Origin of the sequence: Paracoccus kondratievae, from assembly GCF_009301415.1 — a bacterium.
Classification (GTDB): Bacteria; Pseudomonadota; Alphaproteobacteria; order Rhodobacterales; family Rhodobacteraceae; genus Paracoccus; species Paracoccus kondratievae.
The window spans coordinates 833,211-853,422 of record NZ_CP045072.1; the positions used below are offsets into that span (position 1 = coordinate 833,211).

16 protein-coding genes are annotated in these 20,212 nt (G+C 63.0%); 8 read left to right on the forward strand and 8 right to left on the reverse strand.

Annotated elements, in window-relative coordinates; genetic code table 11:
• The first annotated feature begins 18 nt into the window (after window positions 1-18).
• From ptsP to F8A10_RS04290, 7 genes are all read left to right on the forward strand, one after another.
• The gene (gene ptsP / locus F8A10_RS04260; RefSeq protein ID WP_085502256.1) at window positions 19-2,253 is read left to right on the forward strand and encodes a phosphoenolpyruvate--protein phosphotransferase; all 2,235 of its coding nucleotides are present in this window, start codon (window positions 19-21) and stop codon (window positions 2,251-2,253) included.
• A 329-nt stretch (window positions 2,254-2,582) separates the two neighbouring features.
• Window positions 2,583-2,852: a hypothetical protein gene (locus tag F8A10_RS04265; RefSeq protein ID WP_152366783.1), complete on the forward strand. Its 270-nt coding sequence runs from the start codon at window positions 2,583-2,585 to the stop codon at window positions 2,850-2,852.
• A gap of 178 nt (window positions 2,853-3,030) precedes the next feature.
• On the forward strand, window positions 3,031-5,730 hold the full coding sequence (mgtA, locus tag F8A10_RS04270; protein ID WP_152366784.1) for a magnesium-translocating P-type ATPase: 2,700 nt from the start codon (window positions 3,031-3,033) through the stop codon (window positions 5,728-5,730).
• A gap of 203 nt (window positions 5,731-5,933) precedes the next feature.
• A complete protein-coding gene (locus F8A10_RS04275; protein ID WP_010395327.1) occupies window positions 5,934-6,125 on the forward strand; it encodes a hypothetical protein in 192 nt (63 codons plus the stop codon).
• 23 nt (window positions 6,126-6,148) lie between these two features.
• On the forward strand, window positions 6,149-6,862 hold the full coding sequence (locus F8A10_RS04280; protein ID WP_010395326.1) for an MgtC/SapB family protein: 714 nt from the start codon (window positions 6,149-6,151) through the stop codon (window positions 6,860-6,862).
• On the forward strand, window positions 6,862-8,004 hold the full coding sequence (locus F8A10_RS04285) for a sensor histidine kinase (protein ID WP_010395324.1): 1,143 nt from the start codon (window positions 6,862-6,864) through the stop codon (window positions 8,002-8,004). Before F8A10_RS04280 ends, F8A10_RS04285 begins: the two co-directional genes overlap by 1 nt.
• An 8-nt stretch (window positions 8,005-8,012) precedes the next feature.
• Window positions 8,013-8,672: a response regulator transcription factor gene (locus F8A10_RS04290; protein WP_152366785.1), complete on the forward strand. Its 660-nt coding sequence runs from the start codon at window positions 8,013-8,015 to the stop codon at window positions 8,670-8,672.
• 21 nt (window positions 8,673-8,693) lie between these two features.
• Here the strand turns inward: F8A10_RS04290 and guaD are convergent, their stop codons facing one another.
• Genes guaD through xdhA form a run of 4 tightly spaced genes read right to left on the reverse strand, consistent with a single transcriptional unit; the run spans window position 8,694 to window position 14,441 of the window.
• Window positions 8,694-9,971: a guanine deaminase gene (gene guaD / locus F8A10_RS04295; RefSeq protein WP_152366786.1), complete on the reverse strand. Its 1,278-nt coding sequence runs from the start codon at window positions 9,969-9,971 to the stop codon at window positions 8,694-8,696.
• Window positions 9,959-10,702, reverse strand: a complete 744-nt coding sequence (gene xdhC, locus F8A10_RS04300; protein ID WP_152366787.1) for a xanthine dehydrogenase accessory protein XdhC — start codon at window positions 10,700-10,702, stop codon at window positions 9,959-9,961. The genes guaD and xdhC overlap by 13 nt, the downstream gene beginning before the upstream one ends.
• Window positions 10,699-12,999 (reverse strand): xanthine dehydrogenase molybdopterin binding subunit, encoded by a 2,301-nt coding sequence (xdhB, locus tag F8A10_RS04305; protein ID WP_010395317.1) that lies wholly within the window; start codon window positions 12,997-12,999, stop codon window positions 10,699-10,701. Before xdhB ends, xdhC begins: the two co-directional genes overlap by 4 nt.
• Window positions 12,996-14,441 (reverse strand): xanthine dehydrogenase small subunit, encoded by a 1,446-nt coding sequence (gene xdhA / locus F8A10_RS04310; protein ID WP_152366788.1) that lies wholly within the window; start codon window positions 14,439-14,441, stop codon window positions 12,996-12,998. The genes xdhB and xdhA overlap by 4 nt, the downstream gene beginning before the upstream one ends.
• 118 nt (window positions 14,442-14,559) lie before the next feature.
• Between xdhA and F8A10_RS04315 the strand changes: the two genes are divergently transcribed.
• Window positions 14,560-15,456 (forward strand): LysR family transcriptional regulator, encoded by an 897-nt coding sequence (locus F8A10_RS04315; RefSeq protein WP_152366789.1) that lies wholly within the window; start codon window positions 14,560-14,562, stop codon window positions 15,454-15,456.
• A gap of 84 nt (window positions 15,457-15,540) precedes the next feature.
• Here the strand turns inward: F8A10_RS04315 and F8A10_RS04320 are convergent, their stop codons facing one another.
• The 4 genes from F8A10_RS04320 to F8A10_RS04335 form a co-directional block, all read right to left on the reverse strand.
• Window positions 15,541-16,788, reverse strand: coding sequence for a urate hydroxylase PuuD (locus F8A10_RS04320; RefSeq protein ID WP_010395308.1), 1,248 nt, complete (start codon window positions 16,786-16,788; stop codon window positions 15,541-15,543).
• 205 nt (window positions 16,789-16,993) lie between these two features.
• Window positions 16,994-17,344 (reverse strand): hydroxyisourate hydrolase, encoded by a 351-nt coding sequence (gene uraH, locus F8A10_RS04325; protein ID WP_010395305.1) that lies wholly within the window; start codon window positions 17,342-17,344, stop codon window positions 16,994-16,996.
• A gap of 16 nt (window positions 17,345-17,360) precedes the next feature.
• Window positions 17,361-18,704, reverse strand: a complete 1,344-nt coding sequence (locus F8A10_RS04330; protein ID WP_010395303.1) for an 8-oxoguanine deaminase — start codon at window positions 18,702-18,704, stop codon at window positions 17,361-17,363.
• Window positions 18,704-20,185 (reverse strand): nucleobase:cation symporter-2 family protein, encoded by a 1,482-nt coding sequence (locus F8A10_RS04335; RefSeq protein ID WP_152366790.1) that lies wholly within the window; start codon window positions 20,183-20,185, stop codon window positions 18,704-18,706. The genes F8A10_RS04330 and F8A10_RS04335 overlap by 1 nt, the downstream gene beginning before the upstream one ends.
• Between the last annotated feature and the right edge of the window lie 27 nt (window positions 20,186-20,212).

Consider the following 20,212-nt stretch of genomic DNA (forward strand, 5'->3'; position numbering starts at 1 on the left):
GGCTGAAGCGGGAGGATTATGCCCGAACGCAAAGACAGCGAATCGCGCAAGCTGCTGCGGCGGCTGCGCGAGACTTTGGCGGCCCCCGGAGGGGGGCAGCATCGTCTGGACCAGATTACCCATCATATCGCTGATTCGATGGGGACCGAGGTCTGCTCGATCTATCTGTTTCGCGACCCCGAAACGCTGGAGCTTTGCGCGACCGAGGGGCTGAAGCCCGAGGCCGTGCACAAGACCCGTCTGCGTCTGGGTGAGGGGCTGGTAGGTCGTGTTGCCCGTACCGGGCGGCATGTAAACACCGCCGATGCCCCGGGTGAGCCCGGTTTTCGCTACATGCCCGAGACCGGCGAAGAGGTGTTCTCCAGCTTTCTGGGCGTGCCGATTCAGCGCGTCGGCGAAAGACTGGGTGTGCTGGTGGTGCAGTCCCGCAGTGCCCGCCAGTTCAGCGAGGATGAGGTTTATGGCCTTGAGGTCGTCGCCATGGTTCTGGCCGAAATGGCCGAACTGGGCGCTTTTCTTGGCTCGCAGGCGGACAGCCTGCACCATTTCCCGATCATGTTCCGCGGCACGACCGGGCAAGAGGGCACGGCCGAAGGTCATGTCTGGCTGCACGAGCCGCGCGTCGTGATAACGAACCCTGTTGCCGACGATCCGTTAAAGGAAAAGGCGCGGCTGAATGAGGCCGTGGCCATGTTGCGCACCACGGTCGATTCCTTGCTGGCCGCCGCCGATATGGGCTCGGGCGATTCTGCCGAGGTGATGGAGACCTATCGCATGTTTGCCCATTCGCGCAGTTGGCTGCGCCGGATGGAAGAGGCGATCGACCTTGGCCTTTCGGCTGAAGCGGCCGTCGAAAAAGAACAAAGCCAGGCTCGCGCCCGGCTGGAAAGCGCCGCCGATCCCTATTTGCGCGACCGGCTGCACGATCTTGACGATCTGTCCAACCGGCTGCTGCGCATCCTGACCGGGCAGGGTCGCGATACCGGGGCCGAAATGCCCGAGGATCCGATCCTTGTCGCCCGCAACATCGGTCCGGCCGAGCTTTTGGACTATGGCCGACGGCTCAAAGGCGTGGTGCTTGAGGAAGGCTCTGTTGGCAGCCACGCCGCCATCGTCGCCCGTGCGCTGGCAATTCCGCTGGTGATCCATGCCGAGCGCATCACCTCCGAGGCGCTTAACGGTGATCTGATCCTTGTTGATGGCGACATGGGCACGGTGCATCTGCGCCCGGAAGAGACCGTCACCAAGGCTTTCCGCGACAAGATGGCCATGCAGGCCGAAGCACAACAGCGCTATGCCGGGCTGCGTGACCTGCCTGCAACCTCGACATGCGGCACGACGATTCAGCTTTACATGAATGCGGGGCTGATGGCCGATCTGCCCAGCCTTGAAAGCTCGGGCGCCGAGGGGGTGGGGCTGTTCCGCACCGAGTTGCAGTTCCTGACCCGTACCAAGGTTCCGCGCCGGGGTGAGCTTGCGGCGCTTTATGCCCATGTGCTGGACAATGCCCATGGCAAGCCGGTGATGTTCCGAACGCTCGATATCGGTTCGGACAAGGTGCTGCCCTATATGAAGCCACAGGACGAACCGAACCCGGCCATGGGCTGGCGGGCGATCCGTGTCGGGCTGGACAAGCGGGGGGTGCTGCGCATGCAGTTGCAGGCGCTGATCCGTGCCGCCATTGGCCAGCCGTTGCATGTCATGTTTCCTTTCATCACCGAGATGAACGAGTTCGAAGAGGCGCATAAGCTGCTGATGGAGCAGCTTGCCCGTGAACAGCGTCTGGGTCACGCGCTGCCGTCGGATATCCGGGTCGGTGCGATGCTTGAGACGCCGTCGATGGCGTTTGCCCCGAAGAAATTCTTTGAGATGTGCGACTTTATCTCGGTCGGGGGTAATGACCTGAAGCAGTTCTTCTTTGCTGCTGACCGTGAAAACGAGATGGTGCGGCGGCGTTATGACACGCTCAACACCTCGTTCATCACGCTGCTGGAGCAGATCGTGCAGCGCTGCGATGAGGCGCGGGTGCCCGTATCTTTCTGCGGCGAGGATGCCGGCCGCCCGATCGAGGCGGTGACCTTTGCCGCGCTTGGCTTTCGGCGGCTGTCGATGCGCCCGGCCTCGATCGGGCCGGTCAAGCATCTGATCCGCCGGGTGAACCTGAGCGAGCTGAAGCGGGTGATTGATGACGCGCGCGCTGCGGGCGAAATCAATCTGCGTCGCCCGGTCACCGAATGGCTGGCCCGGCAATAGCCCGGGTCGCGCCACACCGCCCGGCCGCAACCAAACCCTGCTGAGCCCGGATCGGCCAGGCCCTCTGTCCGGGGCGCGGCTATACAAAAGTATATCAACGGGATACCAATGGCAGGCCGTTCTTTCCTCACGCGCACTCGTCAGGAGTGCGCGCCTGGTCTAAAGAGCAACCACGCCGTCCGACGCCTGCGCGACCGGACATCTACAGGAAAGTACAGAAATGGCGAGCGACAGTAGTCGATCTAACGCGCTGCAAAAGATGCTCCGCACGGGCTAGGCCGCCAGGTCTCTCCTCGGGGTGTCCGTTGCAGCGGATAACGAGGTGAGACATGAACAACAGCATTCGCATCAGGAATGTGGTGCCGGTCCAGGGCCGGCGCAATCACGTTATCCGTCCCATCCGCCCGGTGTCGGCCATGCAGGCCGCGCCGCGTCTGCGGATGTGCTGGTCCGTCAGCCCTGACACCCGGCAACTGACGGTTTCCTGGCACGCCGCCCGTGTCACTGTCGATGAAGGCGCTGGCACCGAGCCTGGGCTTTTGCGGGGCGCACGGGCGTTTCCGCGCAGGATGCCGGGGAAAAGGCTCCGACACGGATAGCGGACCTTGACCGGCCGCCGCTTTTGCCCTGAGGCCCGGGCGGCGGCCCCATGCAGAAACGCGATTTGATCAATGCTCCACGCGGCTCGTGCCAGCGAGGGACGGGCCGCTGTTTTTCTGAGACAGGGTACCGTTTCTGCCGCGCCGCTGCGTGCAAAACGACAAGGCAGAACCGATAATGAACCAGACACTTTCCACCCGCGAGCGACACAGGCAGACGCCGCAGAAACCTGCGGCCCTTCTTTCGATGCGGGCCGTGCGTGAGGCAAACAACGACCTGACCATCACGATTGCGAACCTGAAATCCTCGCTGAGCGGCCTGACTGCGGCCGAGGCCGAACGTCGCCTGCACAGGAACGGTCCGAACGAGACCGTCCACGAAAAGGCTCCGCATTGGGCGATCCAGTTGCTTGCAACACTGAAAAACCCCTTCATCCTGGTTCTGGCGATGCTGGCGGCGATTTCGGTCTATCTTGAGCCCGAGGATCTGACCGGCCCGATCATCATCGGCACCATGATCGTGCTGAGCGTTATCCTGCGTTTCTGGCAGGAGTTCCGCTCGACCCGCGCGGCCGAGGCGTTGCAGGCCATGGTGCGCACCACCGCAACCGTGCTGCGCCGTACCGGGGGCGCGCCAGAGGGGCAATGGTCCGAGATACCCATGCGCGAACTGGTCGTCGGCGATATTGTACGCCTTGGTGCCGGTGACATGATCCCCGCCGATGTGCGGCTGATCGAATCTAAGGACCTGTTTGTCAGCCAGGCGGTGCTGACCGGCGAATCCATCCCGGTCGAGAAATACGACACGCTCGGCGCGGTGGCCGAGAAATCGGCCGGTGCCGTCGCGCCCGCCGATGCCGGGCCGCTTGATCTCAGCAACATCTGCTTCATGGGGACGAATGTCGTCAGCGGACAGGGCCACGCGATTGTGGTTGCGACCGGCAATCACACCTATTTCGGCTCTCTTTCCAAAGCCATCGTTGGCACCCGGGCCGAGACCTCGTTCGACCGCGGCGTCAAAAGTGTCAGCTATTTGCTGATCCGCTTTATGCTGGTGATGGTGCCGATCGTTCTGGTCATCAATGGCGTGGTGAAGGGGGACTGGCTTGAGGCGCTGATGTTCTCGCTGTCTGTCGCTGTCGGCCTGACGCCCGAAATGCTGCCGCTGATCGTGACCGCGAACCTTGCCAAAGGCGCGATTGCCATGTCGCGGCGCAAGGTGATCGTCAAACGCCTGAACGCCATCCAGAACTTTGGCGCGATGGATGTGCTTTGCACCGACAAGACCGGCACGCTGACCCAGGACCGCGTCATTCTTGAGGCGCATTTCAATACCGAAGGCGTGCCAGATGACCGGGTGTTGCAGATTGCATGGCTGAACAGCCACCATCAGACCGGGGTCAAGAACCTGCTTGACCTTGCTGTGCTGGACTATGCCGCGGCCAACAAAAACCGCAAAGGCACGGACTGGCCCCTGAACTATCACAAGGTGGACGAGATCCCCTTTGATTTTGTCCGCCGCCGCCTTTCGGTCGTGGTCGCCGGAGAAGGGGGGGAGCACCTGCTTGTCTGCAAGGGCGCTGTCGAAGAGATGCTGGCGATTTCCTCTTTCGTCGCGGGTCCTGATGGCATGTGCCCGTTGGATGCCGAGCGGCGCGCCGCTCTGGTTGCCCGCGCGCGGGCGCTGAATGAGGATGGTCTGCGCGTGGTGCTGGTCGCCACCCGCGAATTTACCAGCGCAGAGGCAAAATCTGCCTATTCGCTTAGCGATGAGGCCGGGTTGACGCTGCACGGTTTCCTCGCCTTTCTCGATCCGCCCAAGGACAGCGCGCGGGCGGCGATTGCCGCGCTGCATTCCCATGGCGTAGCGGTCAAGATCCTGACCGGTGACAATGCTGTCGTCACCGCCAAGATCTGTCATGAAGTCGGGCTAAAGGTCGGAACCCCGCTGCTTGGGCGCGACATCGCAAGGCTGGACGATACGCAGCTGGCCGAGGTTGCCGGGCGTACGACGGTATTTGCCAAGATGTCGCCGCTGGACAAGGCGCGCGTCATTCAGGTGCTGAAATCGCTGGGTCATACCGTCGGCTATCTGGGCGACGGGATCAACGATGCTCCGGCGCTGCGCGATGCCGATGTGGGGATATCGGTCGATACCGCCGCAGATATTGCCAAGGAATCCGCCGATATCATCCTGCTTGAGAAAAGCCTGATGGTGCTGGAAGAGGGCGTGATCAAGGGCCGCGAGGTTTTTGGCAATATCATCAAATATATCAAGATGACGGCCAGCTCGAACTTTGGCAATGTGTTCAGCGTGCTGGTGGCCTCGGCCTTTCTGCCGTTTCTGCCGATGATGCCGATCCACCTGCTGATCCAGAACCTTTGCTATGACGTCTCGCAGCTGTCGCTGCCCTGGGACCGCATGGATGAGGAGTATCTGGAAAAGCCGCGCCAATGGTATGCGGGGGACATCGCCCGCTTTATGGTGGTCATCGGTCCGATCAGCTCGATCTTTGATATCACCACCTATTGCCTGATGTGGTTCGTCTTCAGCGCCAACACGATCGGGGAACAGTCGCTCTTTCAGTCGGGCTGGTTCATCGAGGGGCTGCTGTCCCAGACGCTGGTCGTGCATATGATCCGCACGCGTAAGATACCCTTTGTCCAGAGCACGGCGACCTGGCCCGTTCTGCTGCTGACCGGGGCGATCATGGTGCTGGGCATCTATATTCCCTTCTCGCCGCTTGGCAGCATGATTGGGCTGCAACCGCTGCCCTGGTCCTACTTTCCTTGGCTGGTGGCGACTTTGGCGGGGTATTGTGTGCTGACCCAGCTGGTGAAAACGCTCTACATCCGCCGTTTCAAGGCCTGGCTGTAAGGCGCGGCCAGAACCGGAATGGCCAGCGGCGCGTCCTGGCGATGCCGTTGGCCGGATCACTGCATGACAGAAAGGACAGGGACAATGGACGACCCTTCAAGTTGCGGCCGGTCTGTTTGCGGCCAGTTCATCTGGATATTCTGAGCGCGGCACCACGGCAGGCGGATGAGGCGTTCTCTTACTGCCTGCCACGGAGTTTCGCCATGTTTCAACGTCCGATCCTTATGTCACGCAACCCCCAGCCTCTTGTCCAGCCCGCGCCCATTGCGCTTCGTGCCGCCCGCTGGGTCACGGTTGCCGTCTATCTGTTGCTGATCACGCTCCTGCTGCTCGTTGCGCCGATCCGCGAGGCAGAGGGGGTGGCCCCGCTACCCGCTCCGGCGCGGACCCTTTGACCCAGGCAGAAGGAGAGAGTGCGATGTTGAATACTGACCATCTTCCGCAGACTTTTTTCGGCCTCAGCGCAGCGGTGTTGCTCGGCGGCCTGATCGGGTTTGAGCGGCAATGGCGCCAAAGGCTCGCCGGTCTGCGCACCAACACGCTGGTGGCGCTGGGTGCGGCGAGTTTCGTGCTGTTTGCAAGCCTTGTCTCGGGCGAGATGAGCCCGACCCGGATGGCGGCGCAGGTCGTTTCGGGGATCGGCTTTCTGGGCGCCGGCATCATCTTCAAGGAAGGCCTCAACGTCACCGGCCTGAACACGGCAGCGACGCTTTGGTGTTCGGCGGCGGTGGGGGTGCTGTGTGGCGCCGGTTTTTATCCCCACGCCACCATTGCCGCCTGTTTCGTGATCGGTGTCAATCTGGTACTGCGACCACTGGTGCGGGTCATCGGACGCCGCCCCGTCGCCTCCAGCGAGGCCGGGGCGGATTACCACATCTCGATCGTTTGTCATGGCGAGGTCGAGGCCCAGATCCGCGCGCTGCTGCTGCGCGATCTGGGCACAGCCCTGCATATCCACGAGCTGGAAAGCAGCAATATCGAGGACAGCAACCGGGTCGAGGTCCTGGCCTTCGTGCGCGCCGACAACCGGCAGGACCGGCTGCTTGAGCAGATCGTCGGCCGGCTGAGCCTTGAGCCGATGGTCACTGCCGCCCGATGGCGTCTGGACGCGGCCGGGACGGGGCGGGATTAATGCGTCGTTCCGCCCGCGTCGAAGGTGTAGAACCGCGCCCGACAGCAGTCGGTACAGCCGAAAAGGATGATGGGGTGATCGAAAATCGTCCGGGTCTTGCAGAAATCGCCGTCACCCTGCGCTGGGCATTCATGCTTGGGCTGATGGTGGTGATATTCGTCGCCGATACCATCACTGCGCTGGAAATCGCGGTGGCGGTCTTTTACGTCGCCGTGGTGCTGATCGCCGATGGGTTCCTGCGCCGGCGCGGTGTGCTGGTAGTGGCGGCAAGCTGCATCGTGCTGACGCTGGCCAGTTTCTTCTTTACTCACGCCGGGGCTTACGAAGCTGGCGTGATCAATTGCGCGCTGAGCCTTTGCGCCATTGCCATCACCACATATCTGGCCCTGACCCGATCTTCGGTCATTCTGGCCGAACATGAGGCGCGGGCTCAGCTTGTCCGGCTTGCCCGGGTCAATACGCTGGGCGAGATGACCGCATCAATCGCGCATGAGGTGAACCAGCCTCTGACGGCGGTGGTAACCAGCGCCAATGCGGGGTTGCGCTGGCTGGCGGCGGGTCCGCCCAATCTTGGCAAGGCGCGACAGGCGCTTGAGCGGATCATCGGCGATGCGAACCGGGCCAGCGATATCGTCGCGCAGGTGCGCAACCTGTCCAAACGCGCCGATCCGCGGGCAGATTGGCAAGAGGCCCCGGTACTGGTCGCCGGGGTCGTCGCGCTAAGCCGCGGTGAGCTGGACCGGAACGGGGTCCGGGTGCGTGTCAGACCGGCCGATGGCCTGCCCCTTGTGTTGGCCGATAGCGTGCAGGTCCAGCAGGTCCTGTTGAACATCGTCCTGAACGCCATCGACGCCATGGCCGCCACCCCGGCCGAGCGACGCGAGCTGGCGATTGATCTGGCGTGCGAAGTGCCGGGCTTCGTGCGCTTCTCGATCCGCGACCATGGCACAGGTGTCCCGCCCGAGGCGGTTGCAGGCATATTCGATGCCTTCTACACCACCAAACCTCAGGGAATGGGGATTGGGCTTGCCGTCAGCCGCTCGATCGTCGAGGCGCATGGCGGACGGATCTGGGTCGAGCCGCAACCCGAGGGCGGGGCGGTATTTCATTTTACCCTGCGCGCGCGCCAGACACGGGGGTGATGATGCCTATGAACCGGGACAATATGCCTAAAGACAGTCAGCAGGATCAGCCTGTGGTCTTTGTCGTCGATGACGACAGATCGGTCCGGGACGCGCTTGAGGATCTGCTGGCCTCGGTCGGACTGGGCAGCATGCTATTTGCCTCAAGCCAGGAGTTTTTACAGGCTGAGCGGCCCGATGCCCCTGCCTGTCTGGTGCTTGATGTGCGTATGCCCGGGCTGAGCGGCCTTGATTTTCAGGACGAGCTGGCGCGGCAGGGGCTGTATATCCCCATCGTCTTTATCACTGCCCATGGCGATATCCCCATGTCCGTCCGTGCGATGAAGGGCGGCGCCATCGAGTTTCTGACCAAGCCCTTTCGGGATCAGGACCTGCTTGATGCCATTCAGCAGGGTATCGCCCGGGACCGCATCCGCCGGCAGGAAGAGGCGGTCAGGCAGGATCTGCGCCGCCGCTATGCCAGCCTGAACCAAGGCGAACGCGCAGTGATGGATCTGGTCATAAAGGGGCTGTTGAACAAACAGATCGCCGGGATGCTGGATGTCAGTGAAATCACCGTCAAGGTCCGGCGCGGCCGGGTGATGCGCAAGATCGGGGCACAGTCGCTTGCCGATCTGGTCCGCTTTGCGGAACGTATTCACGAGGCAGACCGGGGCTGGCGGGACTGAACCCGTCAGCTGGTCTGGCCCTTAGCCAAGCATCGGTTCTCCGGCGACATAGGTCTGCGCGATCGAGCGGTCATCGCCCAGGATTTGCAGGATGAACAGCTCTTCGGCCAGCGTCCCGGCCCGATCCATACGCAGTGCCATCGCCGGGGTGGCGCGGCTGTCGAGCACCACCAGATCGGCGTCGCTGCCGGTGTCCAGCGTGCCGATGCGGTCGGCCATGCCAAGCGCCAGCGCATTGCCACGCGTGACCCAATGGAAGGCGGCAAAGGGATGCAGCTTTTGCCCGCGCAGTTGCAGGATCTTGTAACCCTCGTTCAGGGTTTGCAGCATCGAATAGCTGGTGCCGCCGCCGACATCGGTGGCGATGCCGCTGACCACGCCCGCAGCGCGCAAGCCCGCCTCGTCAAACAGGCCCGAGCCGAGGAACAGGTTCGAGGTCGGACAGAACACCGCGCGTGAGCCGGTCTCGGCCATGCGGGCAATCTCGCGCGGTTCAAGGTGGATCGAGTGGCCCAGCAGCAGCTTATCCGAAAGCAGGCCGTAGGTCTCATAGATGTCCAGATAGTCGCGCGCCTGCGGGTATAGGCTTAGCGTAAATGCGATCTCGTCGCGGTTCTCGCTCAGGTGGGTTTGCACATGACAGTCGGGATGTTCGCGGACAAGCTGGCCCGCCATCTGCATCTGCTCGGGCGTCGAGGTGATGGCAAAGCGCGGTGTGATCGCATAGCGCAGTCTGCCGCGGCCGTGCCATTTGGCGATCAGCGCCTTGCTGTCGTCATAGCCCTGTTGGGGGGTGTCCAGCACCGTCTCGGGCGCATTGCGGTCCATCATCACCTTGCCGGCGATCATCGCCATACTGCGTGCCTCGGCTGCTGAAAACAGCGCCTCGGCCGATTGCGGATGGACCGAACAAAAGGCGACGGCGGTGGTGGTGCCATGGGCCAGCAGCAGGTCAAGGAACCGCTCGGCCATGGCCGGGGCGTGTCCCTGCTGGGCAAAGCGCGATTCCTCGGGAAAGGTATAGGTGTTCAGCCAATCAAGAAGCTGCGCGCCCCAGCTGGCGATCACCTGCACTTGCGGGAAATGGATATGGGTGTCGATAAAGCCCGGCAGGATCAGATGCGGGCGGTGATCGGTTTCCGGCAGGTCGGGCTGGCGCAGATCGGCGTAATCGCCGACGGCGGCGATCTTGCCATCCTCGACGATGACGGCGCCATCCTCGTGATAGGTAAACGCGTTTTCGACCTCGACCGGGTCGGCATGGAATGAGAGCGTGCGCCCCCGGATCAGCTTTCGCATGGGTGTCTTTTCGGTGAAGAAACGGTTTCGGTCAGACGGCCGATAATCTCGGCGGCGGTGAAGGCGGCGATGATCTCGGGGCGCTTGTCACGCGACCAGCCTGCACCGATGGGGCAGGTCAGCCGGTCGGTGTCGAGCCCCTGCGCCCGGGCAAAGCGGCGAAACTGCGCCAGCTTGGTCCGGCTGCCGATCATGCCGATATAAGGCGCGTCCATACGGCGCAGCGCCTCGGCCGCCAGCAGGAAATCCAGCGCGTGATCATGGGTAACGACGACAAAGCTGGTGCCAAAGGGGGCGTGGCGGATCTCGGCTTCGGGCAGGGGGGTCAGGCGGGTTTCGCCCTCTGCCTGCGCGAGCTCGCCTGCGCGCTGGTCGATCAGGATCGGCCGCAGCGGCAAAAGCGCCAGCGCGCGCGAAAGCGCCCGCCCGACATGGCCTGCGCCAAAAATCAGCACCCGGGGATGTTCGGGCTGGGGCGGCGCTTCGGCGACGCGGGTCAGCACAAGCTCGACCCGGCCACCGCAGCATTGGCCGATCTGCGGTCCCAGCGGCACGTCCATGCAAGCCGCCTCTTCGCCGCGCGCCAGCATCTGCCGGGCGCGGTCGATGGCCATATATTCAAGCTGGCCACCCCCGATCGTGCCGCTGAGGCCCTGTCCGGTGACATGCATCACCGCCCCCTTTTCGCGCGGGGCTGAACCGCGCGTGCGCGTAACCTCGACCCGGATCATCGCCGCACCCGCTCGATCGCCATCAGCACCCGCTCGGGCGTTGCGGGGGCGTCGATGCGCGGGTTCTCGGCATAGCCGTTGAAAGAGGCGACCGCCATGTTCAGCGCCTGAAAGACGCTGATCCCCAGCATAAAGGGCGGCTCGCCCACGGCCTTTGAGCGTTTGATCGTCGCCTCGCGGTTCACTGACCAGTCGGCGAGATTGACGTTAAAGACCTTGGGTCGGTCCGAGGCCAGCGGGATCTTGTAGGTCGAAGGCGCGTGCGTGCGCAGTCGCCCCTTGTCATCCCACCACAGTTCCTCGCTGGTCAGCCAGCCGGTTCCTTGTACAAAAGCGCCCTCGACCTGCCCCTTGTCCAGCGCAGGGTTCAGACTGCGGCCAACGTCATGCAGGACATCGGCGCGCTCGATGACGTATTCGCCGGTCAGCGTATCGACCGAGACTTCGGAGCAGGCCGCCCCATAGGCGAAATAGTAGAACGGGCGACCCCGGCCGGTTTCGCGGTCCCAATGGATTTTTGGCGTCTTGTAAAAGCCCGCCGCCGACAGCTGGATCCGCGCCATATAGGCGCTTTTGATAAAGGCGTCGAAGGGCATGGTTTCATTGCCGATCTGCACCGTCTCGCCGATGCTGACCAGTTCGGGGGCAACGCCCTTGGTCTCGGCCGCAAATGCGGTCAGGCGGGCGATAAGCTGCTGACAGGCATCAAGCGCCGCCATCCCGTTCAGGTCCGACCCTGACGATGCGGCGGTGGCCGAGGTGTTCGGCACTTTCTCGGTCGTGGTCCTGGTGATGCGGATGCGGTCGATGTCGATTCCCAGCGCCTCGGCCACGACCTGAGCGACCTTGGTGTTCAGGCCCTGACCCATCTCGGTCCCGCCATGGTTCAGGTGGACCGAGCCGTCGGAATAGATGTGGATCAGCGCGCCGGCCTGGTTGTACCAGGTTGCGGTAAAGCTGATGCCGAACTTGACCGGGGTCAGTGCGATACCCTTGCGGATGACGCCACCCTTGGCGTTCCAGTCCAGCACGGCCTGCCTGCGGGCGTGGTAGTCGCTGCTTGCCTCAAGCTCATCAAAGATGCGCGGCAGGATCTGGTCCTCGACCTCCTGATGATAGGGGGTCAGCTGGCCGTTCTGATAGAGGTTCAGCTTGCGGATCTCCAGCGGATCGCGGCCCAGCGTATAGGCAATATCTTCGATCACGCGCTCGGCCATGATGACGCCCTGCGGCCCGCCAAAGCCGCGGAAGGCGGTGTTTGAGCAGGTGTTGGTCTTCATCGGATGGCTGCGCAGCTCGACCGCCGGGTAAAAATAGGCGTTGTCGGCATGAAACAGCGCCCGGTCGGTCACCGGACCCGACAGATCGGCCGAAAAGCCGCAGCGGGCGTAGAAATCGGCCTCGACCGCATGAATCTTACCCGTCTCGTCATAGCCGACCTCATAGTCGATGACGAAATCGTGGCGCTTGCCGGTGATGGCGAAATCGTCGTCGCGGTCGGGCCGCAACTTGACGGCCCGGTTCAGCTTTTTCGCTGCCAGCGCCGAGATGCAGGCAAAGGGGTTCATCTGCGATTCCTTGCCGCCGAACCCGCCGCCCATCCGCCGGACGTTTACCACCACCGCATTCGAGGGCACGCCCAGCACATGGGCGACCATATGCTGCACTTCGCTGGGGTGTTGGGTAGAGGTGTTGACGACCACCTCATCATCCTCGCCCGGGATCGCCATGGCGATCTGGCTTTCAAGATAGAAATGCTCCTGCCCGCCGACGGTCAGCCGCCCCGAGATGCGGCGGGGCGCGCGCTCAAGCCCGGCCATGTCGCCACGCTGAAGCTTCAGCGGCTTGGTCACATAGCCCATACCGGCGTCGCGGGCACCGATGGCGTCGATGGCAAAGGGCAGCTCTTCGTATTCGATCTGTGCGAGCTGACAGGCGCGGCGTGCCTGATCGCGGGTCTCGGCCACCACGGCAAAGATCGGCTGGCCGTGGAACTGCACCTCATCGGTGGCCAGCAGCGGTTCGTCATGCAGCCCCGAGGGAGAGATGTCGTTCACGCCGGGAATATCCTCGGCTGTCAGGACCAGATGCACCCCGGGCGCCTCGCGCACTTTGGACAGATCCAGCGAACGGATGCGGCCATGCGCGACCGTCGAAAGGCCCAGATAGGCGTGCAGCGTTCCCACCGGTTCCAGCAGGTCGTCGGTGTAATCGGCCTGGCCGGTGACATGTTTGACCGCCGAGTCATGGATGATCGGCGTATGGGCAGCGCCCTTGACGAAAACGTCCTGTTTCATTCGACCCTCCTCAGGCGGTGGTCCTCACCCTGCTGTTCAAGCCAGAAGCGGCGGAAAAAATTGGCGGCAAGCGTCTGGCGATATTCCTTGGTGGCACGCCAGTCGGTGAGCGGCTGAAAGTCATTGGCGACTGCGCGCGCCGCAGCCTCGAAGGTCTCGGCGGTGAAGGGCTGGCCCTTCAGTGCGGCCTCGGCCCCGGTCGCACGTTTGGGCGTGCCGGCCATGCCGCCAAAGGCCACGCGTGCGTCGATGATCGTCGTCCCGTCGGTTTCCACCCGGAAGGCGGCGGCAGAGGCGGTGATATCGGCGTGGTGGCGCTTGCTGACCTTATAGGCGGCGATACGGGCATTACCTTTAAGCGGCATGGCGATCGCCTCGACGAATTCGCCGGGGCGGCGGTCCTGCTTGCCGTATTCGATAAAGTAATCCTCGACCGGCAATTCGCGCGTACCCTCGGCGCTGCGCAGCCGCAGGGTAGCACCAAGCGCGATCAGCAGGGGCGGCGTTTCGCCGATAGGAGAGCCGTTGGCGATATTGCCGCCGATAGTCCCGGCGTTGCGGACCTGCCAGCCGCCGATGCGCAGCCAGTAATCAACCGCCTCGGGGAAGTGTTCGCGCAAGAACGGCTCAAACTCGCTATAGGTGACGCCAGCGCCGATGGTGATCCGACCCTCGGCAAGCTCAATCCGCTTGAGGTCCTGCAAATGGCCGATGAACACGGCCGGAGAGATGTTGCGCAGGAATTTCGTCACCCACAGCCCGACATCCGTGGCCCCGGCGACGATGGTCGCTTTGGGATGGGCGGCCAGCACCTGTGCCAGATCGGCGGCATCGGCGGGCAGGATGGCGCGGTCATCGCCGCGCGCAACCTCGACCCGCTCGCGCGGGATGGCGTTCAATGCGGCAATGACGTGCTCACGTTCGACGCTCAGCGCATCCATATGCTGCCCTCCGGCCTCCGAGGCGGCAAAGGCGGCTTTCACGATCGGCTCATAACCCGTGCAGCGGCACAGGTTGCCCTGCAGCGCGGTTTCAATCGCCAGCATGTCGGGGCGCGGGTTCTGCATCCACAGACCGTAAAGCGCCATGACAAAGCCCGGCGTGCAAAAGCCACATTGGCTGCCGTGATGTTCGACCATTGCGGCCTGAACCGGATGCAGCCCGCCCTGTGGTCCGCGCAGATGCTCGACCGTCACGATATGGCAGCCGTGGCACGAGGCAAGAAAGCGGATGCAGGCGTTGATCGGTTCGTAATGCAACCGGCCCTGATAAAGCCGGCCGACCAGAACGGTGCATGCGCCGCAATCGCCTTCGGCGCAGCCTTCTTTGGTGCCGGTCAGGCGGCGGTTCAGCCGCAAAAAGTCCAGAAGCGTGTCGCGTGATCCGACCTCGGTCAGGCGCACCTCGCTGTCGTTCAGAAGAAAGCGCAATTCTTGGCCCATTCGGTCCTCGCTGGGAATGGCTGGGGATAGGGAAAGCCTAAGCGTGAATTGCTCTTTGCGAAATCACAGATTGAGCATAAGACTTTCAGCGATTCCTTGAAAGAGTGGGGGCGAGACCATGCCATATCTTGAAAGTCTGCGGGTCTTCGTGCGCGTCGTCGAGCTGGGTTCAATCACGGCGGGCGGGCGCGACCTACGCATGTCACCTGCGGTGGCCTCGAACCGTATCAAGGATCTGGAGACGCGTTTTGGCGTGCGCCTGCTTAATCGCACCACGCGCAAACTGGTGCCGACCGAGGTGGGGCGCGCCTTTTACGACAACGCCCGCAGGGTGATCGAGACGCTGGACGAGGCCGAGGCGGTGGTCTCGGGCTTTTCGGGCAACCCCCATGGCGCCTTGCGGGTGACCGCGCCTTTGGGTCTGGGGCGAAGGCTGATCGCGCCTTTGGTGCCAAAGTTCTGCGACGAATATCCGGGGGTCGAACTGCGGCTGCGGCTGTCGGACCGCAACGTCGATATTATCGCTGACGGAATCGACCTCGCCTTTTTTCTGGGCGAGCCGCAGGATTCGGCACTGAAATGGCGGCGGATTGCAGAATGTCGCCGGGCGCTGGTGGCGACGCCCGAGTATCTGGAAAAGCACGGGCACCCCGAGCGGCCCGAGGATCTGACCTCGCATAACTGCCTGTTGCTGCGTTACCCGCGCAGCCCGGAATATTATTGGGTGCTGCAAACGCCCGAGGGGCCGCAAAAGCTGCTGGTGAACGGCAGGTTCGATGCCGATGACGGCGATGTGCTCAGCGGCTGGGCCATGGCCGGCAGGGGGATCGTCAACCGTCCGCGTTATGAGGTCGCCGAACATCTTGCCGCCGGGCGGCTGGTCGAGGTGCTGCCGCAGTTTCCGCCCATCCCCTCGCAATTCGGCGTGCTGACCCCGCACCGCCGCTTGCAAGATCCCAAGGTACGGCTGTTTGCCGATTTCATCGCCCGCGAGGTGCGGGGGCTGTTCGGATAAAGCCCCCTGAAAATGCCGCAGCCGCTGACCGGGAACGGCAGCGGCTGGCATCGGATGGGGGTGTTTTTTCCCCTGCGCGTAATTTCAGTTCAATGCAAAGGTCTTGGGCAGGCTGCGATACCAGTCCACGATCGCCTGACGCTCTTCGGGCTCCATGAAGCTGACGTTGGCGGGCGGCATGGCATTGGTCACGCCAGCCTGGATATAGATCTCGCGCGCCGCGCGGGTGATGTCGTCGGGGGTTTCCAGCAGCACGCCCTTGGGTGCGGTGTGGATGCCCTCATACGAGGGCTCCCTTGCGTGGCACATCGAGCAGCGACCCATCACCGCGTTATAGGCGTCCTCCCATCCGGCCACGTCAACCATGGCCTGCTGGGTGGGGGTCAGGACGCGGGCCTCGGCCTCTTCCAGCGTCTGGCGGAACATCGGTGCGGTCGACAGCCACATGACGATGATGAACAGGATCGTGGTTACCGCCCAGGTCCACCAGCGCATGCCGCCACCGGCGTGCATGGTGTTGAAGAAGTGGCGGATCGTCACACCCATCAGGAAGATCAGCCCCGCGATGACCCAGTTGTATTCGGTGGCAAAGGCCAGCGGATAGTGGTTCGACAGCATCAGGAACACCACCGGCAACGTCAGATAGTTGTTATGGGTCGAGCGCAGCTTGGCGATCTTGCCGTATTTTGGATCGGCAGGGCGTCCGGCCTTAAGATCGGCAACGACGATGCGTTGGTTCGGCATGATGATAAAGAACACGTTCGCCGTCATGATAGTGGCGGTAAACGCACCCAGATGCAGCATGACCGCGCGGCCGGTAAACACCTGATTATAGGCCCAGCCCATGACCACCAGCAGTGCAAACAGGATCAGCATCAGCAGGGTCGGGGTTTCACCCAGCCGCGATTTGCACAGGTTGGTATAGATCAGCCAGCCGATCGACAGCGACCCGCCCGAGATCAGGATTGCCTGCCAGGGCGCCAGCTCCATCTTGGCGGGATCTATCAGGAACAGCTCGGAGCCGACCCAATATGTGACCATCAGGAGCGCGGCCCCCGAGATCCAGGTCATATAGCTTTCCCATTTGAACCAGATCAGATGCTCGGGCATCCGTTCGGGTGCGACGAGGTATTTCTGGATGTGATAAAAGCCGCCGCCGTGAACCTGCCATTCCTCGCCATGAGCACCCGGGGGCAGGCCGGGCACCTTGCGCAGCCCAAGGTCAAGGGCGACGAAATAGAACGAAGAGCCGATCCAGCAGATGGCGGTGACGACATGCGTCCAGCGGATGGCAAAGGCGAGCCAATCCCAGATGACGGCGAAATCGGACATACTCTGTCTCCTGTCTAGCTGGCGAAAGACTAACGGCTTCTAAGGGTTGCGAGTATTCACACATTTCCCCTTGCTGTCTTAACGATGTGTTGAAAATCCTTAATCCGGACCGGGGGGAATGAAAAAAAGGGGGCATTGCCCCCTCGGACCCGCGCCGGGCCGCACCTTGTTGCTGCGTAAGTGGCCCCGGAAACGGGCGCGCGGCTCAGCTGCCGCGATAGGTCGAAAACCCGTAGGGCGAGATCAGCAGCGGCACATGATAGTGGTCCTGATCCGCCATGCCGAACCGTAGCGGCACCTGATCAAGGAAGCGCGGCTTTGCGGCCTGATGTCCCTGTGCGTCCAGCCACGCGCCGACATGAAAGATCAGCTCGTATTCGCCGGTGTCGAACTGGGCTTCGGGCAGGATCGGACTGTCGGTGCGGCCATCATGGTTGGTGACGGTTTCGGCGATCAGCCGGCGCTCGGGGTCAAGGCGGTAAAGCTCGATCCGCATGCCCTGCGCGGGGGTGCCGTTCGCGGTGTCGAGCACATGGGTGGTAAGATAGCCGGGCATTTTCTTCCTTTCCTTGTCAATCCGCGAGCCGGGCGATGGCGGCGCGGGCCTGTTCGTTCAGGCGATTCGTGTCTGCGGTCAGCAGGTCGTGATCCTGCACCACGGCGCGGCCTTCGACATAAACCGCGCGCGGCCGGATCGGTGCGCAAAAGACCAGCGCCGCGACCGGGTCCCATTGACCGGCGGCGGGCAGCTCTGCGACATCCCAAAGCACCAGATCGGCGCGTTTTCCGGGTTCGAGTGAACCGATATCACTGCGGCCCAGAACCCGTGCGCCGCCCAGCGTGGCGATTTCAAGCGCCTCACGTGCGCCCATGGCGGCCGGGCCATCCTTGAGCCGCGCGACCAGCATCGCCTGCCGGGCTTCAAGCCCCAGATGGCTGCAATCGTTGCTGGCCGAACCGTCGACCCCAAGACCGACCGGCACGCCCGCGTCGCGCATCTGCCGGACCGGCGCGATGCCCGAGGCAAGCCGAGCGTTCGAGCAGGGGCAATGTGCGACCCCGGTGCCGGTGCGGGCAAACAGGTCGATCTCTTTGTCGGACAGTTTCACGCAATGAGCATGCCAGACATCATCGCCGGTCCAGCCCAGGCTTTCGGCGTAATCACCGGGCAACATGCCGAAATTCACCAGCGAATAGGTGATATCCTCGTCATTTTCGGCCAGATGGGTATGCAGCCGCACGCCCTTTTCGCGCGCCAGGATCGCGGCGTCGCGCATCAACTCACGGCTGACCGAGAAAGGAGAGCAGGGCGCCAGACCCACCTGCACCATGGCGCCGGGATTGGGGTCGTGAAAGGCGGCGACCAGCCGTTCACTGTCTTTCAGGATCGCGGTCTCATCCTCGACCAGCGCGTCGGGGGGCAGCCCGCCTTTGGATTCGCCGATCGACATGGCGCCGCGGGTGGCGGTGAAACGGATGCCGATCTCGGTCGCGGCCTCGATACTGTCGTCAAGCCGGGCGCCGTTCGGAAAGAGATAGAGATGATCCGACGAACAGGTGCAGCCTGACAGCGCCAGTTCGGCCAGGCCGATACGGGTGGACAGGCGGATGTCCTCGGGACCCATGCGGCCCCAGATCGGATAAAGGGTGCGCAGCCAGCCAAACAGCGCCGCATCCTGTGCGGCGGGGACGGCTCGGGTCAGTGTCTGGAACAGGTGATGATGGGTGTTCACAAAGCCCGGGGTGACAACACAGCCCCGAGCCTCGATCACCTCGGCGTCTTCGGCGACCAGCCCGGTGCCGACGGCAGAGATCACTCCGCCGTCGATCAGGATGTCGCCGCCTGCGATCTCGCTCCGGGCGCTGTCCATGGTGACCACCACTTCTGCGCCCCTGATGAGCAGGCGTTTCGTCATCAATGTGCCTCGCTTGCGTGTGCGGCTGCGGCAAGTTCTTCTTCGCTTGCATGCGGCGCGCCGTTGAAGAACCAGTTCAACCCTACTGCGGCCACGGCGGCAAGCAGGATGCCGGAATGGATCAGAGTGTGCAGCGAATGCGGCAGCCACTGGTTGAAGTCAGGGGCAATCATCGGGACCATTCCCAGCCCCAGCGATACGGCAACGATGAACAGGTTGTGCCGGTTGCCCTTGAAGTCGACGGTCGAAAGGATGCGGATCCCGGTCGCGGCGACCATGCCGAACATGACCAGCCCTGCGCCGCCCAGCACCGTGGTCGGCAGCGATTCGACCAGCGCGCCCATCTTGGGGATCAGGCCAAGGACGATCATGATTGCGCCGCCCGCCACGCAGACAAAGCGCGAGCGCACCCCGGTCACACCCACCAGCCCGACGTTCTGGCTGAATGAGGTATAGGGGAAAGTGTTGAACAGACCGCCGATAGCGGTGCCCAGCCCGTCCACGCGCAGCCCGGCGCTAAGCGCCTGCGGGGTCATGCGGCGGCCGCAAATGTCACTGAGCGCAAGGAACATGCCTGTCGATTCGATCATGGTCACAAACATGACCAGCAGCATGGTCACGATCATCACCGGATCAAAGATCGGCGTGCCGAAATGCAGCGGCTTGATCGGGGCGAACCATGCGGCTTCGGCGATGCCGTCGAAATGCATCATGCCCATGACGGCGGCAAGAGCCCCACCGATGACGATGCCAAGCAGCACTGCGATATTGGCGACAAAGCCGCGTGCATAGCGTGCTATCAGCAGGATCGCGGCCAGAACGGTGATGCCGATGACGATACGCTCGACCGAGGCATATTCCGGATTCGGCATCGTCGGCATCAGCTTGACGCTTGCCGGAACCTCTCCTGCGGCGCGGGCGGCCTCAAGCCAGGCTTGCGCGGCGGGATCGACAAGCTGCGGCGCGGTCGGGCCGACCGGCAGGCCAAAGATCCAGTTGATCCCGACCGGCATCAGGCTGACCCCGATCACCAGGATCACCGTGCCGGTGACGACACTGGGAAAGAACCGCAACAGCCGGCTGACGATCGGGGCGAAAAAGATCGAGATGACCCCCGCGGCCATGATCGCACCGAACATCATCCGCGCGCCCTCCTGTCCCGGGTTGGCCGAGGCGATGGCAACCATGGGACCGACAGCGGCAAAGGTGACGCCCATCATCACGGGCAGACGGATACCAAACCACTGAGTGGCGCCAAAGGACTGGATGATGGTGACAATGCCGCAGACGAACAGGTCGGCAGAAATCAGAAAGGCCACGTCCTGCGGCGAAAGCTGCAGGGCGCGGCCCACAATCAGCGGCACTGCGATAGCGCCGGCATACATGACCAGAACATGCTGGAAGCCCAGGGCAAACAGCCGAGGAGCGGCAATGCGCTCCTCGACCGGATCAAAGCCGGGGCTGGTGTCCAGATTTTGCATTCGTCCCATACCTCCCTATTTTCAGGA

Bases quoted from the DNA above. Each gene is read 5' to 3' on its own strand.
- ptsP (WP_085502256.1), top strand. From the start codon at position 19: ATGCCCGAACGCAAAGACAGCGAATCGCGCAAGCTGCTGCGGCGGCTG.
- F8A10_RS04265 (WP_152366783.1), top strand. From the start codon at position 2,583: ATGAACAACAGCATTCGCATCAGGAATGTGGTGCCGGTCCAGGGCCGG.
- mgtA (WP_152366784.1), top strand. From the start codon at position 3,031: ATGAACCAGACACTTTCCACCCGCGAGCGACACAGGCAGACGCCGCAG.
- F8A10_RS04275 (WP_010395327.1), top strand. From the start codon at position 5,934: ATGTTTCAACGTCCGATCCTTATGTCACGCAACCCCCAGCCTCTTGTC.
- F8A10_RS04280 (WP_010395326.1), top strand. From the start codon at position 6,149: ATGTTGAATACTGACCATCTTCCGCAGACTTTTTTCGGCCTCAGCGCA.
- F8A10_RS04285 (WP_010395324.1), top strand. From the start codon at position 6,862: ATGCGTCGTTCCGCCCGCGTCGAAGGTGTAGAACCGCGCCCGACAGCA.
- F8A10_RS04290 (WP_152366785.1), top strand. From the start codon at position 8,013: ATGAACCGGGACAATATGCCTAAAGACAGTCAGCAGGATCAGCCTGTG.
- guaD (WP_152366786.1), bottom strand. From the start codon at position 9,971: ATGCGAAAGCTGATCCGGGGGCGCACGCTCTCATTCCATGCCGACCCG.
- xdhC (WP_152366787.1), bottom strand. From the start codon at position 10,702: ATGATCCGGGTCGAGGTTACGCGCACGCGCGGTTCAGCCCCGCGCGAA.
- xdhB (WP_010395317.1), bottom strand. From the start codon at position 12,999: ATGAAACAGGACGTTTTCGTCAAGGGCGCTGCCCATACGCCGATCATC.
- xdhA (WP_152366788.1), bottom strand. From the start codon at position 14,441: ATGGGCCAAGAATTGCGCTTTCTTCTGAACGACAGCGAGGTGCGCCTG.
- F8A10_RS04315 (WP_152366789.1), top strand. From the start codon at position 14,560: ATGCCATATCTTGAAAGTCTGCGGGTCTTCGTGCGCGTCGTCGAGCTG.
- F8A10_RS04320 (WP_010395308.1), bottom strand. From the start codon at position 16,788: ATGTCCGATTTCGCCGTCATCTGGGATTGGCTCGCCTTTGCCATCCGC.
- uraH (WP_010395305.1), bottom strand. From the start codon at position 17,344: ATGCCCGGCTATCTTACCACCCATGTGCTCGACACCGCGAACGGCACC.
- F8A10_RS04330 (WP_010395303.1), bottom strand. From the start codon at position 18,704: ATGACGAAACGCCTGCTCATCAGGGGCGCAGAAGTGGTGGTCACCATG.
- F8A10_RS04335 (WP_152366790.1), bottom strand. From the start codon at position 20,185: ATGCAAAATCTGGACACCAGCCCCGGCTTTGATCCGGTCGAGGAGCGC.